The organism is Lentzea terrae (assembly GCF_003265345.1).
Lineage (GTDB): Bacteria > Actinomycetota > Actinomycetes > Mycobacteriales > Pseudonocardiaceae > Lentzea > Lentzea terrae.
Genome location: NZ_QFWW01000004.1, coordinates 334,368 through 353,406, shown reverse-complemented (window position 1 = coordinate 353,406; position 19,039 = coordinate 334,368). Strand labels below are relative to the sequence as shown.

At 68.4% G+C, this 19,039-nt stretch carries 20 protein-coding genes; 10 read left to right on the top strand and 10 right to left on the bottom strand.

The genetic code is table 11. From position 1 onward, the window contains the following. Positions 1–99: 99 nt before the first annotated feature. On the bottom strand, positions 100–600 hold the full coding sequence (locus DI276_RS08555; protein WP_112262720.1) for a hypothetical protein: 501 nt from the start codon (positions 598–600) through the stop codon (positions 100–102). 63 nt (positions 601–663) lie between these two features. On the opposite strand from DI276_RS08555, the gene DI276_RS08550 reads away from it, so the two are divergent. Then, complete coding sequence (locus DI276_RS08550) at positions 664–1,596, top strand: threonine ammonia-lyase (RefSeq protein ID WP_112262719.1); 933 nt, start codon at positions 664–666, stop codon at positions 1,594–1,596. Next, positions 1,593–2,498 (top strand): threonine ammonia-lyase, encoded by a 906-nt coding sequence (locus DI276_RS08545; protein WP_112262718.1) that lies wholly within the window; start codon positions 1,593–1,595, stop codon positions 2,496–2,498. Before DI276_RS08550 ends, DI276_RS08545 begins: the two co-directional genes overlap by 4 nt. Here the strand turns inward: DI276_RS08545 and DI276_RS08540 are convergent. From DI276_RS08540 to DI276_RS08530, 3 genes are read right to left on the bottom strand one after another with little or no spacing between them, the layout of a single operon-like run. Next, on the bottom strand, positions 2,472–3,254 hold the full coding sequence (locus DI276_RS08540; protein ID WP_112262717.1) for a class I SAM-dependent methyltransferase: 783 nt from the start codon (positions 3,252–3,254) through the stop codon (positions 2,472–2,474). The genes DI276_RS08545 and DI276_RS08540 overlap by 27 nt on opposite strands. Further along, positions 3,251–4,711, bottom strand: coding sequence for an MFS transporter (locus DI276_RS08535; protein WP_112262716.1), 1,461 nt, complete (start codon positions 4,709–4,711; stop codon positions 3,251–3,253). Before DI276_RS08535 ends, DI276_RS08540 begins: the two co-directional genes overlap by 4 nt. Positions 4,712–4,721: 10 nt before the next feature. Continuing rightward, complete coding sequence (locus DI276_RS08530) at positions 4,722–5,477, bottom strand: GntR family transcriptional regulator (protein WP_030470948.1); 756 nt, start codon at positions 5,475–5,477, stop codon at positions 4,722–4,724. Positions 5,478–5,700: 223 nt separating this feature from the next. Between DI276_RS08530 and DI276_RS08525 the strand changes: the two genes are divergently transcribed. The 5 genes from DI276_RS08525 to DI276_RS08505 are packed head-to-tail and all read left to right on the top strand — an operon-like array spanning position 5,701 to position 11,267. Then, entirely contained in the window at positions 5,701–6,975 is a 1,275-nt protein-coding gene (locus tag DI276_RS08525; RefSeq protein ID WP_112262715.1) for an extracellular solute-binding protein, read from the top strand. A gap of 10 nt (positions 6,976–6,985) precedes the next feature. Next, positions 6,986–7,987 (top strand): carbohydrate ABC transporter permease, encoded by a 1,002-nt coding sequence (locus DI276_RS08520; RefSeq protein WP_112262714.1) that lies wholly within the window; start codon positions 6,986–6,988, stop codon positions 7,985–7,987. After that, the gene (locus DI276_RS08515) at positions 7,987–8,805 is read left to right on the top strand and encodes a carbohydrate ABC transporter permease (RefSeq protein WP_112262713.1); all 819 of its coding nucleotides are present in this window, start codon (positions 7,987–7,989) and stop codon (positions 8,803–8,805) included. The genes DI276_RS08520 and DI276_RS08515 overlap by 1 nt, the downstream gene beginning before the upstream one ends. A 3-nt stretch (positions 8,806–8,808) precedes the next feature. Beyond that, complete coding sequence (locus DI276_RS08510; protein WP_112262712.1) at positions 8,809–10,227, top strand: glycoside hydrolase family 3 protein; 1,419 nt, start codon at positions 8,809–8,811, stop codon at positions 10,225–10,227. After that, positions 10,224–11,267, top strand: coding sequence for an SIS domain-containing protein (locus tag DI276_RS08505; RefSeq protein WP_112262711.1), 1,044 nt, complete (start codon positions 10,224–10,226; stop codon positions 11,265–11,267). Before DI276_RS08510 ends, DI276_RS08505 begins: the two co-directional genes overlap by 4 nt. 40 nt (positions 11,268–11,307) lie before the next feature. Here the strand turns inward: DI276_RS08505 and DI276_RS08500 are convergent, their stop codons facing one another. Together DI276_RS08500 and nagA are read right to left on the bottom strand one after the other, a co-directional pair. Beyond that, positions 11,308–12,348, bottom strand: a complete 1,041-nt coding sequence (locus tag DI276_RS08500) for a serine hydrolase domain-containing protein (protein WP_112262710.1) — start codon at positions 12,346–12,348, stop codon at positions 11,308–11,310. Between the two features lie 188 nt (positions 12,349–12,536). Continuing rightward, positions 12,537–13,736 (bottom strand): N-acetylglucosamine-6-phosphate deacetylase, encoded by a 1,200-nt coding sequence (gene nagA, locus DI276_RS08495; protein ID WP_112262709.1) that lies wholly within the window; start codon positions 13,734–13,736, stop codon positions 12,537–12,539. Between the two features lie 189 nt (positions 13,737–13,925). Between nagA and DI276_RS08490 the strand changes: the two genes are divergently transcribed. Then, positions 13,926–14,600 (top strand): FadR/GntR family transcriptional regulator, encoded by a 675-nt coding sequence (locus DI276_RS08490; RefSeq protein WP_112262708.1) that lies wholly within the window; start codon positions 13,926–13,928, stop codon positions 14,598–14,600. Between the two features lie 3 nt (positions 14,601–14,603). Further along, the gene (locus DI276_RS08485; protein ID WP_112262707.1) at positions 14,604–15,152 is read left to right on the top strand and encodes a hypothetical protein; all 549 of its coding nucleotides are present in this window, start codon (positions 14,604–14,606) and stop codon (positions 15,150–15,152) included. Here DI276_RS08485 and DI276_RS08480 read toward each other — a convergent pair. Next, complete coding sequence (locus DI276_RS08480) at positions 15,138–16,016, bottom strand: LysR family transcriptional regulator (RefSeq protein ID WP_112262706.1); 879 nt, start codon at positions 16,014–16,016, stop codon at positions 15,138–15,140. The two genes, DI276_RS08485 and DI276_RS08480, sit on opposite strands and share 15 nt — an antisense overlap. A gap of 71 nt (positions 16,017–16,087) precedes the next feature. Between DI276_RS08480 and dapA the strand changes: the two genes are divergently transcribed. Beyond that, a complete protein-coding gene (dapA, locus tag DI276_RS08475; RefSeq protein ID WP_112262705.1) occupies positions 16,088–16,948 on the top strand; it encodes a 4-hydroxy-tetrahydrodipicolinate synthase in 861 nt (286 codons plus the stop codon). Here dapA and DI276_RS08470 read toward each other — a convergent pair. Genes DI276_RS08470 through DI276_RS08460 form a run of 3 tightly spaced genes read right to left on the bottom strand, consistent with a single transcriptional unit; the run spans position 16,945 to position 19,036 of the window. Then, the gene (locus tag DI276_RS08470) at positions 16,945–17,775 is read right to left on the bottom strand and encodes an amidohydrolase family protein (RefSeq protein WP_112262704.1); all 831 of its coding nucleotides are present in this window, start codon (positions 17,773–17,775) and stop codon (positions 16,945–16,947) included. The two genes, dapA and DI276_RS08470, sit on opposite strands and share 4 nt — an antisense overlap. Beyond that, on the bottom strand, positions 17,772–18,728 hold the full coding sequence (locus DI276_RS08465) for an aldo/keto reductase (RefSeq protein ID WP_198680513.1): 957 nt from the start codon (positions 18,726–18,728) through the stop codon (positions 17,772–17,774). Before DI276_RS08465 ends, DI276_RS08470 begins: the two co-directional genes overlap by 4 nt. Continuing rightward, positions 18,725–19,036, bottom strand: a complete 312-nt coding sequence (locus DI276_RS08460) for an L-rhamnose mutarotase (RefSeq protein WP_112262702.1) — start codon at positions 19,034–19,036, stop codon at positions 18,725–18,727. Before DI276_RS08460 ends, DI276_RS08465 begins: the two co-directional genes overlap by 4 nt. Positions 19,037–19,039 lie beyond the last annotated feature (3 nt).

The window sequence follows — 19,039 nt, the reverse complement described above, 5'->3', positions numbered from 1 at the left end:
CCCCGCCTCGACCGTGGACGAAGTGTGTCACAGCTCACGACAGATCAACTGCGGTGCGTAGCAATTGACAGTTAACTATCGCTCAAAGTAGTGACGTGATCACCGAATGGGGTCGACAGTTGACGTCGGTGCCGGGCTGTCGGTCGGCTGTCGGGATTCTGTCGACGTGCTGGGCGGTCCGGTCGTCGTGGTGCTTTCGGCGGGCGACTGACCGGACGTGCTCGGCGGAGCCGTAACGGTGATCGTTTCGATCTTCGTGGTCTCGGTGCGGGTCTCGGTCTTCGTCGGGACGCTCGTGCTCGTGGTGGTCTGCGCGGGATCCGCCGACGTCGGTTTGCCCGTGACGAGTTGGACGCTCGTGACGGTGAGGACGGTCAGCACGAACACGAGCAGGCCGCCGACCGCGATGACCTGCCAACGCTTTTCGCGCTCCATCGAACGTTGGTAGTACACGGCGCCCACTGTGGTCACCACGCTCGCGAGGATCGCACCGATGATGGTGCCGGCGACGTTGAGGCGAAGGCTCAGCACAGCCGCGGTAGCGGCGGCGAGCACACTCGCGATGAGCTTGACGGGGGTGATTTTCTCCTTTTCAGACATGACACTTGTAGGACGTCGGGCACAGTTCACCGGTTGTGCCCCGGTGACGTGCATCATCGACATATGCGCCTGGTGACTCTCGAAGACATCCACGCGGCCGCCGCCGCGATCGCCCCGCATGTCGTGCACACGCCGCTGCTGTCGTTCGATTCCTCTTTGTGGATCAAGCCGGAGTCGCTGCAGCCCATCGGGGCCTTCAAGCAACGCGGCGCGGTGAACGCCTTGTCCCGCATACCTTCCGAGGCCCGCGCCCGTGGTGTCGTGGCGTACTCGAGCGGTAACCACGCGCAAGCAGTCGCCTACGCCGCCAAGCATCTCGGCATGCCAGCGGCGATCGTCGTCCCGGACAACACCCCTCAGTTGAAGATCGACGCAACGCGCGCACACGGCGCCGAGGTGTTCGTCGTCGGCATCACCGAACGCGAGTCGCGCGCTCACGAACTGGTCGAGGAACGCGGTGCCACGTTGATCCCGCCGTTCGACCACCCGGACGTGATCGCCGGCCAGGGCACCGTCGGCCTGGAGATCTGCGCGGACCTGCCCGACGTGGCCACGGTGCTGGTCCCGGTCAGCGGCGGCGGCCTGATCTCCGGCGTGGCTGTTGCCGTGAAGTCGTTGCGCCCCAACGTCCGCGTGATCGGCGTCGAACCGGAGCTGGCCGCCGACGCCGCTGCTTCCCTCGCCGCGGGCTCGCTGGTCCGCTGGGACGCGCACGACCGCGCCCGCACCATCGCCGACGGCCTGCGCGCCGAACCGTCCGAACTGACCTTCGCGCACATCCGCGAGCACGTGGACGACATCATCACTGTTTCGGAGGACGAAATCCGTTCGGCCGTGCGGGAAATCGCTCGCCGCACCCGCGTGGTGGCCGAGCCGAGCGGCGCGGTTCCCGTTGCGGCGTACCTGAACCGCTCGCTGCCCACCGGCCCGACCGTGGCCGTGGTGTCGGGCGGCAACATCGAACCCGCTCTGTTCGCGTCCCTGGTGTCCGAATGATCTCGCTCGATGACGTTCGTGCGGCCGCCTCGGTGATCGCGCCTTTTGTGGTGCGCACGCCGCTGCTGCCCTTCGGTTCGGGCTGGCTCAAGCCCGAGTCGCTGCAGCCGATCGGCGCCTTCAAACTCCGCGGCGCGCTGAACGCGTTGGCACGCCTGGAGAACCGTTCGCGTGGCGTGGTCGCCTATTCCAGCGGCAACCACGCCCAGGCGGTGGCGTTCGCGGCCCGTCTGCACGGCGTCCCGGCGGCGATCGTGATGCCTTCGAACACCCCTACGGTCAAGATCGAGGCCACTCGCGCGCTGGGGGCCGAGGTCTTCATCGTCGGCATCACCGAACGCGTCGAGCGGGCCGAGGCTCTTGTCGCCGAACGCGGGGCCGCGTTGATTCCGCCGTTCGACCACCCGGACGTGATCGCCGGCCAGGGCACGATCGGCCTGGAGATCCTCTCGGACCTGCCGTCGGTCGACGCGGTCGTCGTGCCGATGTCGGGTGGCGGACTGATCTCGGGCGTCGCCACGGCGATCAAGTCGCTGCGGCCGGACGTCCGCGTGATCGGTGCGGAACCCGCGCTGGCCGCCGACATCGCGGCGTCTTTGAAGGTGGGCTCGTTGGTGCGCTGGGACCCTGTGGAGCGCGCTCAGACGGTCGCTGACGCGCTGCGGGACGAGCCCTCGGAGCTGACTTGGGCGCACATCAGCAAGTTCGTCGACGATGTGATCACGGTGTCCGAGGACGAGATCTTGGCTGCGATGGCCGATCTGGCTCGGCGGGCACGGCTGGTCGCCGAGCCGAGTGGGGCGGTGGCGGTGGCGGCGCAGGCGAAGCTCGGGGGTGGTGTCGCCATCGTGTCCGGCGGCAACGTCGACGCCGCGCTACTCGCTCGCGTGCTGACCGCCTGAACTCGCGATCACGTGGGTCAACGCCGCCACCCGACGGTAGGGGTCGGACGATCCGGCCCTCTCCTCGCACGCCAGCAATGCTGTTAGCTCAGGTTCGTCGGGCAACGCCGCGTCGGTGGCGGCAGTGTCGGTGAACACCCTCACTCCGTACCAGGCGCGCACCGTCATCCCTCGGCCCGCCAGCGAGGCGACCAGGTCGTCGAGGCGATCGGCGCGAGCCTCGACCCCGATGCGGTTGTCGTAGGACGAGCTCTCGAACGCCCGTCGCGCCGCGTCCCAGTCGCCGAGCAGACCTGGCCGCATCGCCAGCGCATCACCGTTGCGCACCAGCAGCGACAGCACGCCGTCCGGTGCGACCAGCCGCGCCAGGTCGTCCAGCACCGGCTCGGGATCGGCGAAGTACATCAGGACGCCGTGGCACAGCACGACGTCGAAGCTTCCGGGGTCGAACAGCGAAGCCAGGTTCCGGATGTCGTCCTGCACCGTGCGCACCCGCACGCGGACGTCGTCGGACACGGCACGCCTGAGCTCGCCCAGCAAGACCGCCGATGAGTCCACCCCGGTCACGTCGTGGCCGGCCCGAGCCAGTCGCAGCATCTGCGTGCCTTGACCACACCCGACGTCCAACACGCGCAACGGAGTCGAACGCGGCAAGTGAGCCGCCAGCTGCCGGGACACCAGCTCCTGCCGAACGACCTGCCGCAACGCGCCCAGTCGCGCCCGCCACTGCTCCTCACCCGCAGCGAAACCAGTCACGAGCGAGCGTGCTCACCACCGGAGCGGACGTGCGTCGGCGGCCCCTCCACCCCGCAGTGCAGGCACTCGCCGGGGTGCGGGTTGTCCGGCTGCTCGTGCTCCTTGGCCAGCACCCCGTTGTCCACCCCGATCGCGAGCAGGCCGCCGATGATCGACGCGACCGCGCACAGCACGAGCGCCATCTCCCACGCGGAGGTCATGATCGCCGGGTTCGTGTAGTCGTCGCCCGTCAGGCCGATCGCCGCGGGCAGCACGGCCATCGCGAGCAGGCTGCCGGTGCGCGCCACGGCGTTGTTGACGCCGGACGCGACGCCCGCGTGGTGGTCGGGTGCGGCGGCCATCACCGTCGCGGTGACCGGCGCGACCACCACGGCCAGGCCGATGCCGAAGACCACGATGCCGGGCAGGACGCCCGTCAGGTAGGTCGAGCCGGGTACGGCGCCGCGGAGCAGCAGCATGCCGAGGCCGACGAGGATCGGGCCGATGACGAGCTGCCAGCGCGGGCCGTGGCGTTGCGCGATCTTGCCGGAGGTCGACGAGGTCAGCAGCATGATGATCGTGATCGGCACACTGGCCAGGCCGGACGCCGTCGGCGAGTAGCCGAGCGACACCTGGAGCTGGAGGATCAGCAGCATCATCACGCCGCCCAGCGCCGCGTAGACCAGGAACGTCAGCAGGTTCGCCACCAGGAACGTGCGGTCGCGGAACAACGAAGGCGGCACGAGCGGGTCGGCCGAGCGCACCTGGAGCACACCGAACGCGATCATCGCGACGAGCCCGAGCCCGGCCACGAGATACGACTGCTCGACCAGGCCGCCGGTCAGCAGAGCCAGGCCGACCGCGCCGACCAGCGCCGAGAGGTAGTTGGGGTGGCCGGCCTCGGCATCGCGCGACTCCGGCACGAACCGCAGCGCGAGCCACACGCACACGACGGCCACCGGCAGGTTCACCAGGAACGCGAGCCGCCACGACCACGCCTGCACGAGCAGCCCGCCGACGAACGGCCCGATGGCGGTGGCCACGCCGGACAGGCCCGACCAGGCGCCGATCGCGCGCGAGCGGTCCTCGCGGTTGAACGACGACTGCAGGATCGCTAGGGCACCCGGCGTCAGCAGCGCCGCGCCCACGCCCTGCAGCACGCGCGCGGCGACCAGCACCCAGACATCCCACGCGACGCCGCACAAAAGCGACGCGACGCCGAACCACACCACGCCGATCATGTAGACCCGGCGGCGGCCGAACCGGTCGCCCAGTGATCCCGCGACCAGGATCAGCGAGGCCAGCGCCAGCATGTAGCCGTTCAGGATCCACTGCAGATCGGTCACCGACGCGGTGAACTCGGCGCCGATCCGGGGCAGTGCCACGTTGACGATCGTGCCGTCGAGCATCGCCATGCCCGAACCGAGGATCGTCGTGGCCAGCACCGCGCGGGCGCGCGGTGTGCCCCACGAAATCATGCCCGGCCGATCAAGACGGCCGGTTCAGCGTGGCGACGAACTTGTACCGGTCACCGCGGTAGACGGACCGGACCCACTCGATCGGGTTGCCCTCGGTGTCGAACGAGTGCCGCGACAGCAGCAGCATCGGCAGGCCGATGTCGGCGCCGAGCAGCTCCGCCTCCTCAGGCGACGCGAGTGCGGTCTCGATCGTCTCCTCGGCGTGTCCCATCTCGACGCCGAACCGCTCGGACAGCACCTGGTACAGCGAGGCACCGGGCGCCAGGTAGCGGCGGAGTCCGCGGAACCGGCCCAGCGCCAGGTGCGTCGTCTCGATCGCCATCGGCTCGTTGTCGGCCAGGCGCAGGCGGTGCAGGCGCAGCACCTTGGCACCGGGACGCACGCCGAGCAGCCGCGCCAGCTCTGCCTCCGCAGGCATCTCGGAGGCCTCGATGAGCTTCGACGACGGCACGCGGCCCTGGGCCCGCATGTCCTCTGTGTACGAAGACAGCTGCAACCTCTGGGCGACCTTGGGTTCGGCCGCGAAGGTGCCTTTGCCCTGCACCCGGAGCAGTCGCCCTTCGACCGTCAGCTCGGCGAGCGCCTGGCGGACCGTGGTCCTGGAGACGTCGAACTCCGCGGCCAGCGACCGTTCCGTTGGGATCGGCGAACCAGGCGGCAATGCCCTCAGCAGGTCGAGCAGGTGCCGCTTGAGACCCCAGTACTTCGGCTCGCGCTGTGCACGCGTCCTGGCGTCCACGCCTGATGCAGGCGTCGTCTCCAGCATGGCCTCCTCCTCGCACTCCATGTCACGCATCACAAGGATGCCTTGTCCGGGTCCTTTCGTGCGTTCGAACCCCCGCCAATCGACACGAAATTGGTCGGACGACTCCGCAACGCTTTGGCAACGTGCTTGACAGGAGGGGTGACGCGGCACACGCTGTTCCGCATTGGTCTACACCACTTGGGCGTTCCGGCCGAGGGGCCGGGCTTGCTGAAAGGGCGCGACTGTGAAGGGCTGGAGAGGACTCGCTGCTGGTGCCGCCGCACTGGCAGTGGCCGTGTCGGGATGTGGCACGAGCACGAACAGCGGTAGCGGCACGGAGACCAAAGAGATCACCGTGTGGCTCATGGACGGCTCCGCGCCGACGACCCTGACCGACGCTCTGAACAAGGAGTTCGAGAGCGCGAACGGCATCAAGGTCAAGTACGAGGTCCAGAAGTGGGGCGGCATCCAGGAGCGGCTGACCACTGCGCTGGCCAGCAGCACCCCGCCCGACGTCATCGAGCTCGGCAACACCCAGACGGCGAGCTTCGCCGACCAGGGCACGCTGATGGACCTCACCGCGGACGCGAAGCAGTTCAACGAGGCCGAGTACCTCGGCGGCCTGAAGGACTCGCTGACGCTCAACGGCAAGCAGTACGGCGTGCCGTTCTACGCGGCGAACCGCACCGTCATCTACCGCACCGACCTGTTCCAGGCGGCCGGCATCGCGCAGCCGCCGACCTCACGGGCCGAGTGGATCGACGCGATCAACAAGCTCAAGGCCGCGAACGCGTCCAACCCGGACTTCCAGGCCCTCTACCTGCCCGGTCAGTCCTGGTACTTCCTGCTCTCGCTGCTCTGGGACGAGGGCGGTGACGTCGCCAAGCAGGACAACGGCAAGTGGGCGGGCGCGCTCGACACCGCGCAGGCCAAGGCCGGCTTCGAGGCCTACAAGGCGCTGTACGACGCCTCGGCCACCAAGAAGGCGCCGGCCGACACCGACGAGGCCAAGCCGCAGCAGATGGAGGTCTTCGGCACGGGCAACGTCGGCATGATGGTCGGTCTGCCGTGGGAGCTCGCCGGTGCCGTCAAGGCCAAGCCGGACCTGAAGGACAAGACCGCGGCGTTCCCGATCCCGTCCAAGAAGGCCGGCTCGACCGCGCCGGTGTTCCTCGGCGGCTCGAACCTCGCCATCCCGGCGGCCAGCAAGAACTCCGCCGCGGCCAAGAAGTACCTGGCGCTGCTGTCGTCCAAGAAGTACCAGGAGCAGCTCGCCGAGGGCGGCGCTGTGCCCGGCACCTCGAAGGACACCGCGAAGCTCGCCACCACGCCGCTCGGCAAGGCCATGGCCAGCTCGTCCCAGAACGGCAAGGTCACCCCGGTGACGCCGAAGTGGGCGGCCGTCGAGGCGGGCCAGAACCCGCTGAAGGACGCGCTGACCGCGTACCTGACCGGCGCCAAGTCGCTGGACCAGGCTACGAAGGACGCGAGCGAAGCCGTCACCAAGGCGATGGGCTAGCCCAGCTGAGATGACGGCCGTCAAGACGACCGAAACGGCAGCGCCGGCCGGGGGCACCACCCCGCCGGCGCTGCCGCCTGCCGTGACGGGTGGGGCGCGCAAGCGTCGCCGCCGGGGCGGCGCCTTCGACCGGGCGCTGCCCTACCTGCTGCTGGCTCCGGCGCTCATCGCGATCCTCTGGCTGATCGGGTTCCCGGTCGTCTCGGTCTTCGTGACGAGCTTCCGCCAGCTCAACCTCGGTGAACTGGTCCGCGGCGAGATCGTGTGGACCGGCATCGACAACTACGTGACGGTGCTGCAGGACGAGCGCTTCTGGACCGTCACGCTGCGGACCGTCGTGTTCACCGTCGCCGTCGTCGGCTCGTCGGTGGGCGCGGGCCTGCTGATCGCGTTGCTGATGCGCGCACTCACGCCGTGGGTGCGGATCGCCCTGCAGATCGCGATGCTGTGCGCGTGGGCCATGCCGATCCTGGCGTCCACCACGGTCTACCAGTGGATGTTCGACCAGAACTACGGAATCCTGAACAAGACCCTGGTGCAGCTCGGGTTCGACTCGTTCGCCGGCTACTCCTGGTTCTCCTCTGGCACTTCGACGCTGTCGGTCGTCGGCCTGCTGATCGTGTGGCAGGCGATCCCGTTCCTCGCGTTCTCCCTGTACGCCGGAGTCGTCGGCATTCCGCGTGACCTCTACGAGGCGGCGGGCATCGACGGGGCTTCCGGCTGGCAGACGTTCCGCGCGGTCACGTGGCCGGAGATCCGGTCGCTGCTGATGATGGTGACGTTCCTGTCGACGCTGTGGGACTTCAAGGTCTTCGCCCAGATCTGGGTGATGCGCGAGGGCGGTCCGAGCGGTGAGAGCACGACGCTCTCCGTGCTGCAGTACCTGGAAGGCATCGCGAAGAGCCACTTCGGCGTCGCGGCCGCGATCAGCGTGCTGATGATGCTCATCCTCGGCCTGATCACGTTCCAGTACCTGCGCCGGCTGCTGCAGACGGAGGAGGGCAAGATCTGATGCTCAAGAAGTCTGCTGCGAACGTCGCGGGCGTCTTGCTCGCGTTGTTCTTCCTCTTCCCGACGTACTGGATGATCACGTCCGCGTTGAAGCCCAAGGGCTCGACGATCACGTCGGACTACGACCTCGTGCCGTTGTCCGTGACTTTCACGAACTTCGTCACCGCGTGGACCAAGCCGGGCTTCCTGTCGTCACTGGGCAACAGCCTGATGGTGACGCTCACCGCGGTGCTCGCCGCTGTGGTCGTCGGCATCACCGCGGCGGTCGCCATGTCGCGCTTCGCGTTCCGCGGCCGCAAATCGTTCGTGCTGCTGATGCTCGTCGCGCAGATGGCGCCGTTCGAGGCGCTGCTGATCCCGATGTTCCTGATGATGCGGGATCTCCAGCTCTACGAACACCTGACTTCTCTTGTCCTGGTGTACTTCGCGGTGACGCTGCCGTTCTGCGCGTGGACGTTGCGCGGCTTCGTCAACGGCATCCCGGTCGAGCTCGAAGAGGCCGCGATGGTCGACGGCTGCGGCCGCTGGGGCGCGTTCCAGAAGGTGACTTTGCCGTTGCTGGGACCGGGTCTGGTCGCCACCTCGGTTTTCGCGTTCATCACGGCGTGGAACGAGTTCCTGTTCGCCAAGGTGCTGATCCGCAGCCAGGACAGGGAAACCCTGCCCGTCTGGCTGTCCGGCTTCCAGACCGCCTTCGGCACCGACTGGGGTGGCGCGATGGCCGCGTCCGTCCTGTTCACCGTGCCCGCACTCGTTTTCTTCCTGATCGTGCAGCGCAAGATGGTCGCCGGCGTCACCGCCGGTGCAGTGAAGGGATGACACGTGGATCAGTTGGCCGCTGCCGTTCTGCTGCCCGGATTTCACGGAACGACCGCCCCCGACTGGTTGCTGCGGCGGGTTGCTGACGGCCTCGGCGGCGTGGTGCTCTTCGGGCGCAACGTCGTCGACGACGCTCAGGTGACCGCGCTCTGCGGTGAGCTCCGCTCGGTGCGCCCGGACGTGGTGATCGGCATCGACGAGGAGGGCGGCGACGTCACGCGGCTCGACGCGGGCCGCGGCTCCGAGGTGCCGGGCAACCACGCCCTGGGCGCGGCGAACGACCTCGACCTGACCCGCTCGGTCGCTGTGTCGATCGGTGCGCGTTTGGCTCGTTGTGGCATCTCGTTGAACCTCGCGCCGTCCGCGGATCTGGTGCTGACGTTGGACGACCCGATCATCGGCGTCCGCGCGTTCGGCTCGGATCCGGTCCTGGCCGCACGCCACGTGGCCGCGTGGGTCGAGGGCCTCCAGGCCGTCGGCGTTGCGGCCTGCGCCAAGCACTTCCCCGGCCACGGAGCGTCCACAGAGGACTCGCACGAGCAGCTCCCCGTGCTCCCGCGCACCGAGGAACAACTCCGCGCCGTCGAACTGGTGCCGTTCCAGGCGGCCGTCAACGCGGGCGTCCGCTCGATCATGACCGGCCACCTCGTCGTGCCGGAGTGGGGCAGCGCTCCCGTCACGCTGAACAAGCACGCGATCGACCTGCTGCGCACCGAGCTCGGTTTCACCGGCGCAGTGATCACCGACGGCCTGGACATGAAGGCGGTGGGCGGCGACCTGGCCCACGGCGCGGTCCGCGCGCTGGCCGCCGGTGTGGACGCCCTCTGCCTGGGCGGTATCGCGCTCGACGACGCCGACCTCCAGTGGCTGATCGATTCGATCGTCGGAGCGGTGAAGTCCGGCGAGCTCTCCGAGGAACGCCTGGCCCAGGCCGCCGCCCGTTCCCTGGCTCTCGGCCTGCCACCGTCCACGGTGGACGCCCACGACGCCGAGATAGGTCTCACAGCCGCTCGACGTGCGGTCGAGGTGCGCGGCCGGGTTAGTGTCGGTACGTCTCCGGTGGTCGTCGACCTGGTGGTGGATCCGTCCATCGCGGTGGGCGACGTCCCGTGGGGCATGGGCCCCTACCTGCGCGAGGTGCTGCCCGGCACCGAGGTGATCGCGTCCCGCGACATCTCCGCGGAAGAAGTTGCACGAGCCGCCGGCGACCGGACGATTGTGGTGGTGACGCGAGACGCCCACCGCCACACTGCCGCTCGACAACTGGTAACAAACTTAACTAATCTGGGTCTGGACGTGGTGCACGTCGAAACCGGTGTGCCGGGTCCGGACTTGGGCAGCGTCGCCCGCATCGACACCCACGGCGGTTCTCGGGTGAGCCTCCGAGCCGCGGCCGAGCTGATCCTGAAAGGCACCACATGACCACGCCCCAGCCAGGCCGGCACATGGCAGCGGAGATCGCCGCACAGCCGTCGATCTTCTCGTCGCTCTACGCGTCACGTTCGTCGATCGCCGAGGTCGCCGCCGTGATCCGCGAGCGCGCACCTCGCTTCGTGCTGTTCGCCGCGCGCGGGTCCAGCGACCACGCCGCGATCTACGCGAAGTACCTCACCGAGATCCTGCTGCAGCTCCCGGCGGGCCTGGTCTCCGCTTCGACGACGACTTTGTACGGCGCCGAGCCCGACCTGCGCGACGTGTTGCTGGTGACGGTGTCCCAGTCGGGCGGCTCCCCCGACCTGCTGGAGGTGACCGCCTCCTATCGTCGCCGCGGCGCGCTGACCGTGGCCGTGACGAACACGGCCTCGTCGCCTCTGAACGCGGCCGCCGAACTCTCGGTGGACGTCTCGGCAGGCGTCGAACACGCCGTAGCCGCCACCAAGACCTACTCGGCGACGCTGCTCGCGCTGTACCTGCTGATCGACGCGGTGCGCGGCGGAGATGGCGCGGCGGCGGCTTCGTTGGGCGACCTGGCTCAGGTGACGCTGGACCAGTCCGCTCCGACCGTCGACGAGGCCGTGCGCCGGTACCGCTTCGTGGACCGCGTCCTGACCACCGGCCGCGGCTACTCCTACGCCACGGCACTGGAAGCGTCCCTGAAGCTGGCCGAGACCTCGTACCTCGCGGCCCGCGCGTACAGCGGCGCCGACCTGCTGCACGGCCCGGTCGCCGCAGTGGACGGCGAAACGGCGGTCCTCGCGATCACGTCCCTGGGCAAGGGCGGCGACTCACTGCGCGACGCCCTCGACGTGGTGCACCAGCGCGGCGCGGACGTCGTGGCCGTCGGTTCGGCCTCCGAGAAGATGGGCGCCACCCTCTCCATCACCATCCCGGAAACGGCGGAGGAAGTGGCCCCGGTGCTGGAAATCCTTCCCGTGCAACGCCTGGCCTACGGGCTGGCGCTGGCACGCGGCGGCGATCCGGACAGCCCGCGCGGCCTGAACAAGGTCACCAGGACACTGTGAACGCCGAAAGGGCCGCTCCCCGAGCGGCCCTTTCGCTTTCTCAGCCGAAGATCTCTTCGATGAGCCGTGCCGTTGCCTGCTGGAACGGCACCGCCAGGGAGAGACCGGCGTCGTCCACGTAGTTCAGCGCGGCGGTCAGGGTCTTGCTGCCGTCGACCGTGCAGTACATCAACGCCGCGTGGCCCATGATGCCGCCGTTGTGCGTGATGACCTTGCCGCTGCCCGTTTCCTGCACGAACACGCCCAAGCCGTAGGGCACCTTCGGGTGCGGCTCGAACATCTCGGCCAGCAGCGGGGCCGGCACGACCTTGCCGCTCACGAGCGCGGTGATGAACGTGTGGAGGTCGGCGGTCGTCGAGATCATGTCGCCACCGCTGGAGATCCACGACGGGTTGTGGTTGGTGACGTCGATCGTCTTCTCCTCGCCGCCGGTCTCGTACCGGTAGTAGGCGTGGGCGTGCGGCTCGCCGACCTCGGTCTCGGTCGTCGGCACGACGGTGTCCGTGAGCCCGAGCGGCTCGAAGATCAGCCGCTGCATCTCCTCGGCGAGCGAGCGGCCGGTCACCTTCTCGACCAGCCGCCGGGCGATCACGTAGTTGGTGTTGGAGTAGCTCCAGTCGGCGCCGGGCTCGAACCGCGCGGGCTTGGCGAGTGCCAGCCGCACCAGGTCCTCCGGCAGGTGCGTCTTGAACCGGTTGTCCACCCATTCCTCGCCCTGCCAGGCGATTCCGGGCACGACCGAGCCGTCCTCGAAGACCTCACCGGTGAAGTTGAAGATCCCGCTGGTGTGCTGCAACAGCATGCGCACCGTGATCCGCCGGTCGATCCCGAACTCGGGCAGGTGGTCGTCCACCGGGCCGTCCAGGTCGATCCTGCCCTCTGCCACCAGTTGCAGCACGACCGTCGCGACGAAGGTCTTGGTGTTGCTGCCGATCCGGACCCGTCCGTCGAGCGGTGGCGCACCGCTTTTCCCGAGCTCGCTCAGCCCGGCCGAGCCGACCCACTCGCCGCGCTCGTCGTGCATCCGCAGCTGCAGGCCGGTGAAGCCCGTCTCGACGATCTCCTCGATGGTCTTCTGCATTGTGATCAACCCCAGTGCTCGTTGTTTCCGATGCGAAAAACGCTACGTTGCGTTCACAAGCAGAGACAACGAGCACCAAGGCTTTGATCAACGTTTACGCAGTTCAAGGCCGCGATATTGTTGCAACGGCTCTGATTTCAATGCAACGATCATCGTTCAGCCTCGTTGCAATGAGCTTGACCTGAACGCTACTGGCCCGCGGTGGCGTACCCGGCGGAGACCGGCTGGGCGGGCACCTCGGCGTCGAACACGATCCGGCCGTCGACCCACACCTTCTTCGGGCGCAGATCGTCGTCCCACCACACCAGGTCGGCGACCGCGCCTGGCGCGAGACGACCGAGTCCGGACTCCCCGATGACCTCGGCCGGCACGATCGTGGCCGAAGCGAGCGCGTCCGCCATCGGCACGCCCACGGACACGATGTTGCGCACCGCGCGGTCGAGCGTGAGAGCGGACCCGGCGATCGTCCCCTCCGGCGAGCGCGGCACACCGTCTTCGGTCAGCAGCACGTCGGCGCCACCGAGGTGGTACCGACCCGGCGGCATTCCTGCGGCCGCAACGGCATCTGTGACCAGCGCAACCCGAGAACCGGCCGCGTTGAACACCAACCGGCACACGTCCGGCCCCACGTGCGCGAGGTCGGCGATGAGCCCCAACGTGAAGCGGTCGTCCACCAGCGCCACGCCGGGCACACCTGGTTCGCGGTGGCCGAGCGGACGCTGCGCGTTGAACAGGTGCGTGACCATGCGCGCACCGGCGTCGGCGGCGGCGCGCGTCTGCTCACCAGTGGCGTCGGAATGGCCCACGGCGACCAGAACTCCGGCCTCGACGAGCCGCCGGACGGCTTCGAGCCCACCAGGCTGCTCAGGCGCCATCGTCACCATCCGCAGGGCGCGGCGGAGCGTGTCGTCGTTGAGCAGAGCCGAAATCTGGTCCGGCCCGGGCTCGACCATGAACGACGGATCGTGCACACCGGCCCGTTTCGGCGACAGGAACGGCCCTTCGAGGTGCACCCCGAGCGGCCGAGCCCCCACCCCGTCCGGCAACGCGGCCGACGCGGCCAGCACGGCGCGAGCCTGGCGGATCACCACGTCCACGGGGGCGGTGATCAGCGTGGGCAAGAAGCGGGTCACTCCGGTGGCAGGCAAAGCCTCGGCGACAGAACGCATTCCGGCGGCGTCCACCTCGGCGAAGTCGACGCCGACAGCGCCGTTCACCTGCACGTCCACCAGTCCGGGTGTGAGCAGTCCGTCGGACAGGACCTCCGCGCCGGGTGGTGCCTCACCGGTGGTCACTTCGACGATGCGGCCGTCCCTGATCCGCACCGAGGCAGGACCGACGATCGTGCGACCGAGCAAAGCGCGCGGCGCTGCGACAACGGCGTCCAAGATCCCTCCTAGAATGGTCCAGACCATTATGGCGACAACACGGGTTCCCGTCACGTATCGTTAGTAGATAACCATCTCACATCCCAACTCGTGAACCACGGCCATTCGAACCGGGATGCGCGGAAGATGACCAACCGTGGCGCATACTGGACGCCAGACATCCGAGGTCTACGACGAGTTGAGGGTGCCGTGGCAGTCACTGACGATGCGATCCTGCGCGTCAAGGAGATGATCGTTTCGGGCGAGCTCAAGCCTGGCGATCGCCTCCCGCGTGAGGCTGACCTGGCCGAACGTCTCGGTCTCTCGCGCAACTCCCTGCGCGAGGCCGTGAAGGCGCTATCACTCGTTCGAGTGCTCGACGTGCGTCAGGGCGACGGCACGTACGTCTCTTCCCTGCGCGCCGACGACCTGCTCGGCGCGCTCTCGTTCGTCCTCGACCTGCACCGCGGCGAAGACTCGGTGCTCGAAGTGCTCCAGGTCCGCCGCATCCTCGAGCCCGCCGCAGCCGCCATGGCCGCCCAGCGGGTCGACGCGGACGAGATCGTCAAGCTGCGGGCGTTGTGCGACGCCGCCGAGTCCGCGAAGTCCGTCGAGGAGCTCGTCGAACACGACCTCGACTTCCACCGCGCCATCGCCCAGTGCTCGGGCAACGCCTACCTGGCCCAGCTGCTCGACACGCTGGCCGGCCCCACGGTCCGCGTGCGCATCTGGCGCGGCATCACCCAGTCCAACGCCGTCGACCGCACGGTCGCCGAGCACCGCGCCATCGTCGACGCCCTGGCCGCGCACCAGCCGGAGCTCGCGCGCAGCTGGTCGACGGTGCACGTGGCCGGCGTCGAGCAGTGGCTTTCCGACCTGGCCTGATCGGTGTCCTACTTCGACATCCAGGGCTACGAACCCCAGTGGCTCAACGGCTTGTCATCGATCGCCGCCGCCCACGGCCCACGGCTCCAGGCGCTGGCGGGCCGCCACCTGCGGCGCACCTGGCTGCTCTGGGACCTCGCCGACGACGAGTGGTTCGCCGACGGTCCAGTCCTGCTCGACTTCGACCACGAACAGGTCGAGATCAGCCACCAGAAGTTCGACGCCCTGTCCATCACCTGGAACGCCATCGACCCGGTCGCGCGGACGGCCTGGACTTCCGGCGACTCAGGCCACCCCGACGACTACATCTTCCGGCTCGCCTGGCGACACGACGCGCGAGCGGAGACCGTCGCTCTGCAGGATCAACGGCTCCAGGCGGTCGAACTGCTCGAATACGCCGCCGGAAACATCGCCGACGGGATGGTGGCCGTCAGCTTCACGTTCCCGGACGGACGAGTGACCATCTCCAACGGCCTCGACGAAAACCTCCTGGAATTCGGCGAACCCGACCCAGGATTCCGCCGTCACCACCTGAACTCAGACCTGGCGTAGCTGCTCCAGCACCGCACGCACGGCAGGCTGCCCGTCCGCCCGATGCCGCACCACAGCCGACACGGTCCGAAACACCTGCTGCTTCAACGGCCGCAACGCCACCCCTGGCCGCCGAGCCACGGACGGCACCAACGCGACACCGAGCCCGGCCTCGACGAGCCCGCACGTGACGCTGAAGTCGTCGCAGTAAGCCTGCGCCCGCGGCACGAACCCGGCGGCACCACAGGCGCGCTGCGTCAGCTCGTGGCAGGAGGCGTCGGTGCGAGGCATGATCCACGGCCGATCCGCCAGCACCGACAGGTCCACGGAATCCTGCTGCACCAACGGATCCGACAGCGGCAGCGCCACGTTCACCGGCTCCACGAACAGCTCGAAGGACTCGCAGGACGTGGGCAGCGACCGCGGCATGATGTTGTACGAGTGGATGACCGCGACGTCGATGTCCCCGCGCCGCAACGCAGGCAGCGAAGCCTCGGGTTCCATCTCGTGCACGAACAGGTCCACATCGGACCCGTGCGCCGATCGCAACACTTGGATCACGCGCGGCAGCAACGCGGCGACAGACACGAACGCCCCGATGCGCACGACGCCGGACACGGAAGTTCGCAGCGAAGCCAAGTCCGCCTCAGCCGCAGCCAGCTGATCCAGCACCAGCTGCGTGTGGGCCGCCAGCACGTGCCCGGCGCGGGTCAACGTCAACCGACGGCCGTCCCGTTCGACCAGGGCGACGCCGGCCTCGCGTTCCAGCGCGGCCAGTTGCTGGGAGACCGCTGGAGAGGTCACGTGCAGCGCCTCGGCAGCGGCCGTGACCGTGCCGTGGACCGACAGAGCGTGGAGCAGCCGTAGCCGTCGAACGTCCAACACAAAGCTCAGCTTAACGTTCCGAGCAGAACTTCTAACTGGAACTTTGCGAAGACTAGAGCCACGCTGGAATCATGTTCGGACGAGTGCTGGTAGCGATGGTCACCCCGTTCACCCCCGACGGTGACCTGGATCTCAAGGGTGCGCAGGAGCTGGCGGCGCACCTCGTCGACAAACAACGCGTGGACGGGCTGGTCGTCAACGGCACGACCGGCGAGGCCCCGACGACCACCGACGCCGAGAAGGCGCAGGTCATCAAGGCCGTCTCCGAAGCAGTCGGGCAGAAGGCCAAGGTGCTCGCCGGCGTCGGCACCAACTCCACCCGCCACACCATCGAGCTCGCCAGGCAGGCCGAGGAGAACGGCGCGGACGGCCTGCTCGTCGTCACGCCGTACTACAGCAAGCCCACGCAGGAAGGCGTCGAGAACCACTTCAGGCAGGTCGCCGACGCGAGCGGCCTCCCGGCGCTGCTCTACGACATCCCCGGCCGCACGGCCACCGCGATCGAGACCGAGACGCTGCTCCGACTGTCGGAGCACCCGCGGATCGTCGGCGTGAAGGACTGCAAGGTCGACCTGCTGGCAACCGCACGGGTGATCGCCGAGACCGGGCTGGACTTCTACTCCGGCAACGACGAGCTGATCCTGCCGCTGTACTCGATCGGCGGCGTCGGCACGGTCAGCACCGTCGGCCACGTCGTCGGCAGCGAGATCAAGGCGATGCTCGACGCCTACGACGAGGGCGACAACAAGGAAGCCCTGCGCCGCCACCAGGCCATGCTGCCGGTGATCACCGCGATCATGACCCGCGAGCCGGGTGCCGTCGCGGTCAAGGCCGCGCTCAACCTGCTGGGGCTGCCGGCGGGCCCGGTCCGCGAACCGCTCGCCGAGGCCACGCCGAAGCTCATCGACGAACTGCAGGCGCTGTTCGTCTAGAGCCCGTACACCCGGCGAGCAGTGCCCGCGAAGATCGCGGCCTGCTCGTCGGGTGACAGCTCCGACACCAGCTCCTGAGCCGCACCCAGCCACTCGGAATAAGAAGCGGCCAACAGGCACACCGGCCAGTCCGAGCCGAACATCAGGCGATCGACACCGAACGCGTCCAGCACGACCTCGAAGTACGGCCGCAGGTCGGCAACGGTCCACGACTTCCAGTCAGCCTCGGTGACCAGCCCGGACAGCTTGCACGTCACGTTCTCGTGCGCCGCCATCGACCGGATCAGCTCGGCCCACTCGCCGACATCCGACCCGATCGCGGGCTTCGAGCAGTGGTCCACCACAAAAGAGACCTGAGGCAACGCCGCCACCGTGCGACGTGCCGCCGGCAGCTGGTGCGGCAACGTCAACAGCTCGTAGCTCAACCCATGAGCGCCAACCGCCGCCAGCCCGTGCCAGACGTCCTTGCGGCACAGCCACTCCGGGTCCGGCTCGCTCTGCACCTGGTGCCGGATCCCGCGCAGCCACGCGCCATGAGGGCCGCCGGTCAACGCCGCGAGCTCATCGCCGACGGCCGCAGAAGTCAGATCGGTCCAGCCCACCACCGCACCCACGACGGAAGAAGAAGCCGCCACGGCAAGGAACTCCGGCGTCTCCTCCGGCACGCACACCGTCTGCACCAGCACCGAAGCCGACACCTCAGGAGCCGCGGCAACGAAGTCCGGCTCCAGGAACGACCGCCGGATCGCACCCATCGGCGGGTCGGTGATCCAGTCCTGGTCCCGCACCGACAGGTCCCACAGGTGGTGGTGCGCGTCGACGATCACGGCGTCGGCACCTCCTGGTCGAGCAGCCCGAGGGCCTTCAGCTCGGTCCACAGGTCCGGGGGAATCGACGCCGAGAAGTACGTGGCATTGGCGTTCATCTGCTCGGCCGTGCGCGACCCGATCACCACCGACACCACCGCGGGGTGACCCAGCGCGAACTGGATCGCCGCCTCCGGCAACGTCACGCGGTGCCGCGCGCACACCTCGGCGATCGACTGAGCACGGGCAACCAACGAGGCAGGCGCGTCCTCGTAGTTGTACTTCGCGTCGGTGGCCACCAGCGGCTTGGACAGCAGCCCGGAGTTGAAGACACCGCAGGCCACCACGGAGACACCACGCTCAACACACGCAGGCAGGAACGACGCCAGCGCAGGCTGTTCCAGCAACGTGTAGCGCCCGGCCAGCATCACCACGTCGATGTCGGTCTCGCGGACGAACCGCTCCGGCATCTCCCACTGGTTCATGCCGACGCCGATCGCGCCCACGACACCCTGCGACCGCAGTTCTTCCAGCGCCGGATAGGCCTCGCCAAAAGCCACGTCCCAGTAGTCGTCGGGATCGTGGATGTAGACGATCTCCACCCGGTCCGTGTCCAGACGCTCCAAAGAGGACTCGATGGACCGCCGAACACCGTCCGCCGAGTAGTCCCGAATCCGCCGGAAGTGCCGCGGTACCGCGAAACCCTCGTCATCGAGCCCCGAGCCGTCGAACGGTTCCAGCAACCGCCCGACCTTCGTGGAGATCACGTACTCGTCGCGCGGACGGCCGGCCAACGCGACGCCCAACCGCCGTTCCGACAACCCGAGCCCGTAGTGCGGCGCGGTGTCGAAGTACCGGACACCTGTCTGCCACGCCGCCTCGACCGCACCGAACGCCTCCTCGTCGGAGATCTCCCGGTACAGGTTGCCGATCGGCGCGGCACCGAAGCCCAGACGAGAAACAGCAACCTTCACGGCAGCTCCCACACGAGTCGCACATCGGGTTCCGCGCCGGAGTAGTCGTCCTCGACCTCCAGCAGTTCTGCCATCTGAGCCTGCCACGGAATGTTCGCCGGGTGCTCAGCCAGATGGGCGCGCATCGCGCGATAGTCGTCCACTTCCACGAGGTGGAAGAGCTCGCGACCGGACCGCCAGATCCGCCACGAGTGCACCCCGGCCTCGCGCAGAGCGACGTCTAGTTCCGCAGGAATGGTGGCGTGAACGCGGTCATAGTCAGCTTCTTTCCCCTCACGAAGCCGGGTGTGCAGCGCAACGGTTTCCAACGA

Coding starts and splice junctions, on each gene's coding strand:
- DI276_RS08555 (WP_112262720.1), bottom strand. CDS start 600: ATGTCTGAAAAGGAGAAAATCACCCCCGTCAAGCTCATCGCGAGTGTG.
- DI276_RS08545 (WP_112262718.1), top strand. CDS start 1,593: ATGATCTCGCTCGATGACGTTCGTGCGGCCGCCTCGGTGATCGCGCCT.
- DI276_RS08505 (WP_112262711.1), top strand. CDS start 10,224: ATGACCACGCCCCAGCCAGGCCGGCACATGGCAGCGGAGATCGCCGCA.
- DI276_RS08535 (WP_112262716.1), bottom strand. CDS start 4,711: ATGATTTCGTGGGGCACACCGCGCGCCCGCGCGGTGCTGGCCACGACG.
- DI276_RS08515 (WP_112262713.1), top strand. CDS start 7,987: ATGCTCAAGAAGTCTGCTGCGAACGTCGCGGGCGTCTTGCTCGCGTTG.
- DI276_RS08550 (WP_112262719.1), top strand. CDS start 664: ATGCGCCTGGTGACTCTCGAAGACATCCACGCGGCCGCCGCCGCGATC.
- DI276_RS08500 (WP_112262710.1), bottom strand. CDS start 12,348: ATGCAGAAGACCATCGAGGAGATCGTCGAGACGGGCTTCACCGGCCTG.
- DI276_RS08530 (WP_030470948.1), bottom strand. CDS start 5,477: ATGCTGGAGACGACGCCTGCATCAGGCGTGGACGCCAGGACGCGTGCA.
- DI276_RS08520 (WP_112262714.1), top strand. CDS start 6,986: ATGACGGCCGTCAAGACGACCGAAACGGCAGCGCCGGCCGGGGGCACC.
- dapA (WP_112262705.1), top strand. CDS start 16,088: ATGTTCGGACGAGTGCTGGTAGCGATGGTCACCCCGTTCACCCCCGAC.